The organism is Streptomyces sp. NPDC037401 (assembly GCF_055602345.1).
Genome location: NZ_JBVJWO010000037.1, coordinates 44,298 through 54,954, shown reverse-complemented (window position 1 = coordinate 54,954; position 10,657 = coordinate 44,298). Strand labels below are relative to the sequence as shown.

The 10,657-nt window shown below is 68.7% G+C and carries 8 protein-coding genes; 5 read left to right on the top strand and 3 right to left on the bottom strand.

Going from position 1 to position 10,657, the window contains the following annotated elements; translation table 11 throughout:
- Positions 1–887 precede the first annotated feature (887 nt).
- Positions 888–3,590, top strand: coding sequence for a SpoIIE family protein phosphatase (locus ACZ7H1_RS30785; RefSeq protein ID WP_470791068.1), 2,703 nt, complete (start codon positions 888–890; stop codon positions 3,588–3,590).
- A gap of 121 nt (positions 3,591–3,711) precedes the next feature.
- A complete protein-coding gene (locus ACZ7H1_RS30780; protein ID WP_470791051.1) occupies positions 3,712–4,857 on the top strand; it encodes an ABC transporter substrate-binding protein in 1,146 nt (381 codons plus the stop codon).
- 153 nt (positions 4,858–5,010) lie between these two features.
- On the opposite strand, the gene ACZ7H1_RS30775 is transcribed toward ACZ7H1_RS30780, so the two are convergent.
- Both ACZ7H1_RS30775 and ACZ7H1_RS30770 read right to left on the bottom strand, forming a co-directional pair.
- On the bottom strand, positions 5,011–5,214 hold the full coding sequence (locus tag ACZ7H1_RS30775; protein WP_470791050.1) for a hypothetical protein: 204 nt from the start codon (positions 5,212–5,214) through the stop codon (positions 5,011–5,013).
- 445 nt (positions 5,215–5,659) lie between these two features.
- Positions 5,660–5,848, bottom strand: coding sequence for a transposase (locus tag ACZ7H1_RS30770; protein ID WP_470791067.1), 189 nt, complete (start codon positions 5,846–5,848; stop codon positions 5,660–5,662).
- A 127-nt stretch (positions 5,849–5,975) separates the two neighbouring features.
- On the opposite strand from ACZ7H1_RS30770, the gene ACZ7H1_RS30765 reads away from it, so the two are divergent.
- The 3 genes from ACZ7H1_RS30765 to ACZ7H1_RS30755 all read left to right on the top strand — a co-directional run bounded on the left by ACZ7H1_RS30765 (position 5,976) and on the right by ACZ7H1_RS30755 (position 9,160).
- The gene (locus tag ACZ7H1_RS30765) at positions 5,976–6,386 is read left to right on the top strand and encodes a DUF6228 family protein (protein ID WP_470791066.1); all 411 of its coding nucleotides are present in this window, start codon (positions 5,976–5,978) and stop codon (positions 6,384–6,386) included.
- Positions 6,387–6,812: 426 nt separating this feature from the next.
- A complete protein-coding gene (locus ACZ7H1_RS30760; protein WP_470791049.1) occupies positions 6,813–7,754 on the top strand; it encodes a beta-propeller fold lactonase family protein in 942 nt (313 codons plus the stop codon).
- A 164-nt stretch (positions 7,755–7,918) separates the two neighbouring features.
- Positions 7,919–9,160: an IS701 family transposase gene (locus ACZ7H1_RS30755; protein WP_470791048.1), complete on the top strand. Its 1,242-nt coding sequence runs from the start codon at positions 7,919–7,921 to the stop codon at positions 9,158–9,160.
- 55 nt (positions 9,161–9,215) lie between these two features.
- On the opposite strand, the gene ACZ7H1_RS30750 is transcribed toward ACZ7H1_RS30755, so the two are convergent.
- Positions 9,216–9,965 (bottom strand): transposase, encoded by a 750-nt coding sequence (locus ACZ7H1_RS30750; RefSeq protein WP_470791047.1) that lies wholly within the window; start codon positions 9,963–9,965, stop codon positions 9,216–9,218.
- Between the last annotated feature and the right edge of the window lie 692 nt (positions 9,966–10,657).

The following is a 10,657-nucleotide window of genomic DNA, read 5'->3' as shown; positions in this document are numbered from 1 at the left end:
GCCCGTCCGAGGGTTCGAGCTGGCGTAATGGCGCCAGGGCTGAGGGCGGATCGGGGGAGAGCAAAAGACGACGGACGGACACGCACGGGCCTGCGGGCTCGCCGGTTCATCAGGCAACCACGAGCTACCGGCGGACCAAGGTCACGGGCCGGGTGGCCTACCTCCAGTGCACGAAGACCTGCTGTGGCCAGCAGGGCAAGAGCCAAGTCTCCGGTGCAGGGCGGGAGGCCAAGACGTTCACCCGCTGCTGTCACAGGTCGGCAACAGCGGGACGCGATCGGGACCGATGCTGACCACTTGCTGACCTGGACTCTGATAGCACGGCGCTGACCTGCAGAAACGTCCAGACGTCAGGTGTTGGACTTGAACATTGTCCGAAACATGAAGAAGCTCCCAAAATGTCTGCTCCCTGCCCGCTTCACGCAGGTCAAGGGCGGTCTCCGGAGCCTATATCGATTCGCATGTTCGGTCAGCTGACCTCAAGTGTTACTGGACTCACGCTGACCGCTTGCCGACTTTTCTGACGCTCCATCAATCCTCGTGGAGACCGATTCAAGCCGTCCACTGCTCCGCCGGGAGCCGGCGTGGGGCGGAAGGCTATCGGCTCAGTCAAGGGTGGCGAGATGGTCGGCGCCGCCCCGCGCCACTCGTCACCCTGAGTGATTCCCGTCGGCTCGCTCTCCGGGGGCGGAAGCGGTCTCGGGATCGCGCCGCTCGGCAATCGTCGCCCCCGCTGCCGATGGCCCACAGAGGTAAGAGAATGGACTATGAGCAACGTCCTGGGACCCTTCCGGCGTTGGCTGCTCCGCTCCACCACGCGGTCTTCCTCTCCCCCCCGGCGTCCCCGCTCAGGACACCGTCAGGAGCGCGTCCGGCCCCCGATGGCAATGGCGCGGCCGCAGCGTCTGTCCTCCTTGCTGAGCGTGCGCAGCATGGCTGGGGAGGTGTTCCTCCTGCAGCTGGCCGTCGTGGTGCTTCTCGTGGCCGCCGCGGTGGTGGCCCTCGTGGTGCAGGCCCGGCGCGACGCCATGCTGGACGCCCGGCACCGTACACTCGCCGCCGCCGGAACGTTCGCGGAATCTCCGGGAATCGTCGCGGCCCTACGCAGCCCCCATCCCAGCGCCGTGCTGCAGCCGAGCGCCCAGGCGGCCAGTGACATCGCCGGGGTCGACGGCATCAACGTGTACACGCTCGGCGGGGTCACCGTCGCCCACAGCGACCCGCAGCAGATCGGGAAACGCGTCGTCGGCCCCTTCGCCGGGGCTGCGGCCGGCAAGTCCTTCACCGAGACGTTCGAAGGGTCCCTGGGGCGGTCCGTGGTCTCCGTGGTGCCCGTCAAGGACTCCCACGGCACCGTCATCGCCATCGTCTCCTCCCCGGTCACCATCCAGAACGTCCATACCATGGTCAACCGGCAGCTGCCGGTCGTCCTCGGCAGCGCCGCCGCGGTGCTCGCCCTGTCCGCGGGCGGGACGGCCCTGGTGAGCCGTCGGCTGCTGCGCCGGACCCATGGCCTGGGCCCGGCCGAGATGACGAGGATGTACGAGCACCACGACGCGGTCCTGCACGCGGTGCGAGAGGGCGTACTGATCGTCGGCGGCGACGGACGGCTGCTGCTCGCCAACGACGAGGCGCGCCGGCTGCTGGACCTGCCCATGGGCGCGGAGGGGCGCCCCGTCACGGACCTGGGTCTGGAGGAAGCGATCGCCGAGCCGATCGCATCGGGCCGTTCCGCGACCGACGAGCTGCACATGTCGGCCGATCGGCTGCTGGCGGTGAACATCCGGCCCACCACCCCCTACGGGCAGGCGGGCACCGTCGTCACGCTGCGGGACACCACCGAGCTGCGGGCACTCACCGGCAGGGCCGAGGTGGCCCGCGAGCGGCTGAAGCTGCTCTACGACGCGGGGGTGCAGGTCGGAACGACGCTGAACGTGGAGCGCACCGCGGAGGAACTGGCGGAGGTTGCGGTCCCGCGGTTCGCCGAAGTGGTCACTGTCGACCTGCTGGACCCGGTGCTGCGCGGCGAGGAGCCACCCGAAGCGAACACCGAGATGCGCCGCACCGCCGTTGCCGGCCTTCAGGGCGACCACCCGCTCTCCCCCGTCGGCGAGCTGATCCGGTTCGCTCCCACCGGTCCCATGGCCGCCGGGCTGGCCGGCGGCCATGCGGTCCTGGAGGCGGACCTGCGCGCCACCCACAGCTGGCGGTCCCAGGACCAGGCCAACGCCCTGCAGATCCTGGACCGCGGCATCCACTCCCTGATCGTCGTGCCCCTGCGGGCAAGGGGCGTGGTACTGGGGATGGCCGGCTACTGGCGGGGGAAGGACTCCCCGCCGTTCGACGAGGAGGACGTGTCCTTCGCCGAGGAGCTGACCGCCAGGGCGGCACTGTCCGTCGACAACGCCCGCCGCTACACCCGCGAGCACACCCTGGCCGTCACCCTGCAGCGCAGCCTGCTGCCCCGGGGCGTACCGGAGCAGTCCGCCGTCGAGGTCGCACACCGCTATCTGGCCGCCCAGGCCGGGGTGGGCGGTGACTGGTTCGACGTCATCCCGCTGCCCGGCACCCGGGTGGCCCTGGTCGTAGGCGACGTCGTCGGCCACGGTCTGCACGCCGCCGCCACCATGGGCCGCCTGCGCACCGCCGTGTACAACTTCTCCACCCTCGACCTGCCCCCCGACGAACTCCTGAGCCACCTGGACGAGCTGGTCGCCCACATCGACACCGACGAACAGGAGTGGCAGGGGATCACCGGAGCCACCTGCCTGTGCGCCATCTACGATCCCGTCTCGGGGCAGGTGACCGCCGCCACCGCCGGGCATCCGGGCCCCGCCCTGGTCTGCCCCGACGGAACCGTGTCCTTCCCCGAGGTGCCGGTCTCCCCGCCGCTGGGCCTGGGCGCGGGCCTGCCCATGGAAACCATGACGGCCACACTGCCCGAAGGCTCCCGGCTGGCACTCTTCACCGACGGGCTGATCGAGAGCCGCGACCGCGATCCGGACGCGGGCCTTGCAGCGCTGCGCGCCGCCCTGGCGGGGCCCGCCCGCACCCCCGAGGAAACCTGCACCGTGGTGATCAACGCGATGCTGCCCACCAGGCCCAGCGACGACGTCGCACTGCTGGTGGCCCGCACCCGCCGACTGGATGCCGCGCGGATCGCCGAGTGGGACGTGCCCCCCGACCCGGCGGCGGTGTCCCCGGTGCGCAACGCCTGCGCCCGCCGACTGTCGGACTGGGGCCTGGAGGACATCGGCTTCACCACGGAACTCATCCTCAGCGAGCTGATCACCAATGCCATCCGCTACGGCACCGAGCCCATCAGGGTGAGGCTGCTGTACGACCGCAGCCTGGTCTGCGAGGTCTCCGACGGGTCCAGCACCTCCCCGCACCTACGCCGGGCCGAGGCTACCGACGAGGGCGGCCGCGGCCTGTTCCTCGTCGCGCAGTTCGCCGAGCGCTGGGGCACCCGCTACACCGCCCGCGGCAAGATCATCTGGAGTGAGCAGGCCCTCCACGGCGGGGCCGCACCTCCCGGGGTGGATCTGGGCGAGGCTCTCCTGGCTGAGTGGGACGACGAGGGGGTCTGAGAGCGCGCCGGTACGGCAGCCGAAGGGAAGACGGCGGACACACCGTCCGGGACTGCGCCGCCGGGGCCGCCGAACGTACGCTGACCGCGATCAGTACGCGACCGCCCGTTATGGAGCCTTCGTGACCGCACCTCGTGTCCGGACAGTCTCCGTCGCCGCCTGCCTGGCCCTCGCGACGGCGCCCCTCGGTGGCTGCAGCGACGAGCCCCCCGCCCCGCCGAGAGCACCCGCGGTGGCCACCTCCGCGGTGGACGCCGGCGGCATGGCGGCACTGACCGCAGCGGCCAAGAAGGAGGGCACACTGAACACGATCGCGCTCCCGAGGGACTGGGCCGGCTACGGCGCATTGATCGACGGCTTCGAGCAGAAGTACGGGATCAAGGTCACGACGGAGAACCCGGAGGGGACCAGCCAGGACGAGGTCAACGCCCTGAAGGAGCACAGGGGCGAAGGCCGCGCCCCCGACGTGATCGACGTGGGGGGCTCGTTCGCGCAGTCCGCGGCCCGGCAGGGCCTGCTCGCGCCGTACAAGGTCGCCGCGTACGACCAGATCCCCGAAGAACAGAAGGACCCGCGGGCCCTCTGGTACAACAACTACGGAGGCTACGTCTCGATCGGCTGTGACGCCCAGCGCGTCAAGACCTGCCCAGCGACCTTCGCCGACCTGCGCAAGCCCGAGTACAAGGGCCAGGTCACGCTCAACGGCGACCCCACCAAGTCCGGCTCCGCCTTCGCCGGAGTCTATGCGGCGGCCCTGGCGAACGGGGGGTCCTTCGACGACATCCAGCCCGGTATCGACTTCTTCGCCGAGCTCAGCAAGAACGGAAACTTCATCCCGGTCGAATCCACTCCGGCGACGATCGCGAAGGGCCAGACCCCGATCAGCATCGACTGGGATTTCCTCAACCTCGGATACGCCGACGAATTCCGCGAGAGGGGCGCGGATATCGACTGGCGGACCGCCATCCCCTTCGACGGCGGCTTCGCCGAGTACTACGCGAACGGAGTGAACAAGGACGCCCCCCACCCGGCGGCGGCACGTCTGTGGCAGGAGTACGTCTTCAGCCCGGAGGGCCAGAACCTCCGGCTCGCCGCCTACGCACGCCCCGTCCTCATGGAAGCGATGAAGAAGGACGGCACGCTCGACAAGGCCGCCGCGGAGAAACTGCCGACGGTCGAGGGCACCACGACGTTTCCGACGGAGGCGCAGACGGAGAAGGCGAGAGAAACCGTCAACCGCGGCTGGGCCAAGGCCGTCTCGGGCTGAGGACGGAGGCGGTCCTGGCCTGGCGTGCGCCGACCCGTCCAGGCCTGCGCCGGTCGGCATCACCGGCGCTGCGCGGTCCGATGCTGGATGTTCACTGACCCGAGCCCGGCCGCCACGACTCCGACCTGCACGAATGCCCAGATGTCAGACGGCCTATGACCCCCCTCGTCGGGTCCGTCGTCCGGGAACATTTCGTGGAGGGTCCACGGGGACCTTGAGGAGGGCGAACCCTTCCTCGGTCAAGGTCACCCGGAAGACGGGCTCGGTGGCGAAGGAGCCGTCGAGGGTCTCGATGGCCTTGGTGCCCTCAGGGCGGGCCACGCGGTACATGAGGGCCTGGGCATCAGCTGTCGTCATGCCATGGCCGTACGACGTGTCTGATCACCATTGAGAGAGTCTCGGCCGACTTGGACCAGGGCACGCGGGGCGCGCTGCAACTGGGTCGCGATCAGCAGTCCGACGAGGATGCCGAGCACCCGGCGGAAGCCACGGACTCTCCACGTCCAAGATCGGGACCGATGCTGACCACTTGCTGACCCGGACCCCGACAGACCGCAGTGACCAGCGGCAGGCCCTGGGCGTCAGTCAGGATGTGGAGCTTGGCGCCGGGTTTGCCCCGGTCGACCGGATTCGGCCCTACGAGCTGCCCCCCTTTTCGCCCGGACCGAGGCAGAATCAACCAGGGCAGCGGACCAGTCGATCGTCCCTGCGGCACCCAGCCGGTCAAGGACTTCGTTGTGGAGGCGCCGCCACAAGCCGGCTCTTGTCCAGGCAGCAAATCGGCGGTGCGCAGTGGCCGGGCTCACGCCAAAGCAGGCGGCAAGCGACGCCAAGCACACGAGGTGGTCAGCGCATACACGATTGCGCAGAACACCGTCCGGTCCGCCACCGGAGCCGTTCCACCGCCCTGCCGACGCGGCTTGAACGGTGGTATCAGCGGCGCCACAACTTCCCACAACCCGTCAGGAACGAGTTCGCGCTCAAGATCCATAGCCATGGTTGGCGATCATGCCTCAAAGTGGCTACGCCCGATGTCGGCCCTTCCGAGAGTGCGACGGCTGCCCAGCCCGGTCTTCTAATCTGATCGCGTGATCGACTACGACGATTCCGGCCGCCCTATGGTTCAGGTGGGAGATTCCGGGCCCGCACGCCTACTGCTCTCGGAACCGGCTCGACGGTATGAAGACGAACCAACGCTCGACTTCCTCGTCAGGGCCCACGGGCCCTGGGGGAACGTCGAGACCTCGGTGGAGACCTGGGACGGCGACGGACTCGACGCCTTCCTCGCCTCACTTGCCGAAGACTTCCGGGGCTGGGAAGGAGTCCGCACCTGGCACTCCCTCTGCTACGACCTGACCATCTCAGCGGAACATCATCCTGGGGGCCACGTCCAACTGACCTGGGGCATCCGCGACCGGGCGCCCTCCGAGGAATGGCAGTTCGAGACCAACACGGTGCACGCGGCAGGGGAGGACATGCGCAACCTCACTGCCGAAATCCACACGTTCATTGCGAGCGTCTCGGAGTAGCTGGACGAGCCCCGATGCCGAGCCACCACCACATGAGATGACGCCTAATACTTCAGCCATAGATCGTGATCTTCATGGTTTGAGAGACAGCTTGGCAGCGGTGGTTGCTGCGGCAGGGTGGGCACAGGCTTGGTGGCCTCGGCTCCGGAGGGACAAATGGGGCCAGCGCCATTCGGCGGAGCCTGCCTGGCGGGGCGCCACCGCACACCGAAGGATGCTGCTGACGGCCGACCCCGAGCAACGGGCGAGAGCGACCCGCGGGCACCCGTAGTCGGACCGATAAGCGCAGCCCAGCCAGGAGACACCATGCACACCACACCGGAAAGCCACGGACACGCACCGCAGGGCCGTCCGAACAGGAGCCCAAAGCAGTTGCGGCACAGGCGACGGGCATGGCTGATCGGAACCCTGTCTGCGCTGTGCACCGTGCTCCTGCCCGGCCTGACTCCTCCCGCGGGAGCCGAGCCGCTTGACACCGACTGCTCCCACACCGCCTACGTGACCAACGGTGACACCAACACGGTGTCGGTAATCAGTGACGGCACGGTGACCGCCACCATCACCGTCGGCAGCTTCCCCTTGGGGGTGGCGGCGGACCCGGGCCGTGCCCGCGCCTACGTGACGAGCCCCACCGACGGAACGGTGTCGGTGATCGACACCACCAGCAACACCGTCGTCACCACCATCTCCACCGGAACCTCCCCGGCCGAGGTGGCGGTGGATCCCGGCCGTGCCCGCCTCTACGTGACGAGCCGCGGCGACAACACCGTGCGGGTGATCAACACCAACAACAACACGGAGATCGCCACCATCCCCGTCTACAGCCAACCGACCGGCGTGGCGGTTGACCCGGGCCGCAGCCGCCTCTATGTAACCCACCAGTTCGACTCCGCCGTATCGGCGATCAACACCAGCACCAACACCGTGATCGGCTCCCCGATCCCCGTCGGCAACACCCCGTACGGGGTGGCGGTGGACCAGCGCCGCCACCGCGCCTACGTGGCCAACCTCTTCGACGACAACGTGTCTGTGATCAACACCAACAACAACAGTGTGCTCGGCTCGCCCATCCCGGTGGGCAATCTCCCGCAGTGGGTCGCGGTGGACCCGTCCCGCCGCCGGGCCTACGTGACCAACCGCAGTGACGACAACGTGTCCGTGATCAACACCAACACCAACACGGTGATCACCACCATCCCCGTCGGCGACGACCCTCAGGCGGTGGCGGTGGACGTGGCCCGCGGCCTCGCCTACGTGGCCAACACTGAAGAGGACACGGTGTCTGTGATCAACACCAACACCAACACCGTGCTCGGCTCGCCCGTCCCCGTCGGCGACGCCCCGAAACGAGTGGCGGTCGTCGGGTAGAACTCTACGGCCCGCGGATCGTGAGGTGGCTGATCCAGGGCCGGTGTGGAGATGGCTGCGGCCACCGTTGATCATCGTGAGTTGTGTCGACAAACGAAGATCAGGAGGTGGCCGCAGGTCACAGCGTATTGCTTGCCCGTTGGCAGGCGATGTTCGATTAGCTGATGGGCCGCATCGCGGGCCGGTTCAGCAGGGTCGAACCGCGTCGCCGTGCAACGGCGGTGGTGCTGGGCCTGCTGTCCGACCTGCCGAGGAAGAACTGCTGGACTCTGGCCGAGCACGCGGGCGACGCAACTCCGGACGGCATGCAGCACCTGCTCCACCGCGCGAAGTGGGACGCCGGCGCAGTCCGCGACGACGTCCGTGCCTACGTGGTCGAGCACCTGCACGATAATGCGGCCGTGCTCGTGGTCGACGAGACCGGTGATCTGAAGAAGGGCACCGCGACCCTCGGCGTCCAGCGCCAGTACACCGGCACCGCCGGGCGGATCGAGAACTCCCAGGTCGCCGTCTATCTGGTCTACTCCGCCACACGCGGCCATGCCGCGATCGACCGGGCCCTGTACGTGCCGCGCTCGTGGACCGACGACCCCGACCGCTGTCGGGCCGCTGGCATCCCCGATGACCTCACCTTCGCGACCAAGCCCGTTCTGGCGGCCCGGATGATCGGCAGGGCACTGGATGCGGGCACCCCCGCCCGGTGGGTGGCCGGGGACGAGGTCTACGGCGACAACCCGCACTTGCGAGCTGCACTGGAAGACCGTCCGATCGGCTACGTCCTGGCCGTCTCCAGTACGCACCAAGTCCTCACGCGCGCCGGGAAGTTCCAGGCGAAGGCGCTGGCGGCGCGGATCCCCCGGCGGGCCTGGCAGCGGCGGTCGGCCGGAGCGGGCGCGAAGGGCGAGCGGTTCTACGACTGGGCCCAGCTCGACATCGAAGGCCCGGCCGGGCAGCCCGGGCACTGGTGGCTGCTGGTCCGCCGCAATCGGAGAAGCGGCGAACTCGCCTTCTATCGCTGCTTCTCTCCCCGCCCGGTGCCGCTGTCCGAGCTGGTGCGGGTGGCCGGGCGGCGCTGGACGGTGGAGGAGACGTTCCAGGCCGGCAAGGGCCTGGCCGGCCTGGACGAGCACCAGGTTCGCCGCTGGACCTCCTGGCACCGCTGGGTCACCCTCGCCATGCTCGCCCATGCCTTCCTGGCCGTCACCGCAGCCGCCGAACGCCGCGACCATCCCGCGCCCGACGACCTGATCCCCTTGACCTGTAACGAGGTCCAGCGCCTGTTCGCTGCGCTGATCAGCCCTGCCCGCGACCTCGCGCACCGACTCCGCTGCTCGCAGTGGCGGCGACGACACCAAGCCAGAGCCCGCGACTCGCACTACGGACGGCAGACAGCAGCCCAGCCATGAAGATCACGATCTACGGCTGGAGTACTAAGGGGTGAAGACGGTTCATTGAGCCCTTTCAGTGTTGACGCTCCAGGGTGAGGACGGCGGCGGAGATTGACGACAGGCGGTTGGGGCTGCATCGGGCTCTGCGGAAGACGCCCCAGGACTTCAATCTGGCGACGCTTCGTTCGACGGGTGCTCGTGCTGCTGACAGCGCCCGGTTGATCGTCCGCTGGGTCGCGGTGAGGTCCTGGTGAGGAAGCAACCTGATCGGGGTGGTCACCCAGGGGCCGGCCCCGATGTAGGCACGGTCGGCGAGGACGGGAACGCCCCGGCGTTCGCAGATCCGGATGCTGCGGTGAGTGCGGGCCGCGGTCAGATCGTGGGTGCGGCCGGGCAGAGCAGGTGAGATCCACAGCAGCTTGCCCTCGGGATTGGCCACGACCTGCACGTTCACCCCGTGGCGGCGGTGCTTCTGGGAGAAGTCGGTCCGACTGTCGCCGACCCGGTCGCACTCGGCGAGCGTCACGTCGAGCAGGACGTGATCAGGATCGGCCTCCCGCAGGACCCGCAGCAGTCCGGGCGCCCGCTGGGACAGATGATCGACGACGGCCGTCACGTAGGCGTGGGCGGTGCCGACGGATATGCCGAGGCCGGCGGCGATCTGCGCGAGCGGGTCATGCCGGCGCAGGTAGACCAAGCCGACGAGAGCACCCTGGTGAGGCGGGAGCTTGCAGCGACGGTCACCCTCACGGGTGACGATGAGCATGGTTACCCACTCGATCAGGGCGGGAGGCAGGTCGAGTGCGGCAGGATGGGGAACCAACGAGGCTCCTGAGCTGGTGAGTTGAGACGTCGAACACCTCTCTCAACGGCACAGGAGCCTCGTGCGTTGCGGGAAGCCGGCCCTTCACCCGATCAGTGGCCATTCTGAAAACGCTCAGTAACGGTGGGACATGATCGGGACCGATGCTGACCGCTTGCCGACCTGGACCCCGACAGCACGCCGCTGACCTGGGGAAACGTCCGGATGTCAGATGTAGGACTTGAACATGGTGCGCAGCATTTTGAACTCCCAGAAGACGGCTCCCTGCCAGCTTTCTGCAGGTCAGGGGCGGTCTCACCCTACGCTGACACGCGTCGGATCGAAGATTAAGAGGAACATCGATTCCTGCTGGCGAGAAGGCTTCTTGCCTGCACCTTCGTGCGAGCCAGGCTGTTGCGGCGCCGCCGAACAGGCGTCGAATCGGGCAACCACTTCGGAATGTTCGGGGACCGATGCTGACCAGATGCCGACTTGCCTGACGACACATCAGGCGTGTGAGGGAGGCAGGACGCCCCGCGCTCTGTCGCCGTGTGAGCGCCGGCGTCTTCGCGTGACCCGGGCGGGGGGGGGGGGTCTCCCCGCCCCCCCCCCCCCCCCCCCCCCCGCCTCCCCCCCCCGTTCCCCGTCTTACTCTCCCGTGTCTGCCCGCCCCCCCTGTGGGGGCACTTGTCGTCGTCTCCTAAAGCCGAAAA

Excerpts from the sequence above, each read along its gene's own strand:
- ACZ7H1_RS30785 (WP_470791068.1), top strand. The coding sequence starts at position 888 with ATGGCGCGGCCGCAGCGTCTGTCCTCCTTGCTGAGCGTGCGCAGCATG.
- ACZ7H1_RS30775 (WP_470791050.1), bottom strand. The coding sequence starts at position 5,214 with ATGACGACAGCTGATGCCCAGGCCCTCATGTACCGCGTGGCCCGCCCT.
- ACZ7H1_RS30770 (WP_470791067.1), bottom strand. The coding sequence starts at position 5,848 with ATGGATCTTGAGCGCGAACTCGTTCCTGACGGGTTGTGGGAAGTTGTG.
- ACZ7H1_RS30765 (WP_470791066.1), top strand. The coding sequence starts at position 5,976 with ATGGTTCAGGTGGGAGATTCCGGGCCCGCACGCCTACTGCTCTCGGAA.
- ACZ7H1_RS30755 (WP_470791048.1), top strand. The coding sequence starts at position 7,919 with ATGGGCCGCATCGCGGGCCGGTTCAGCAGGGTCGAACCGCGTCGCCGT.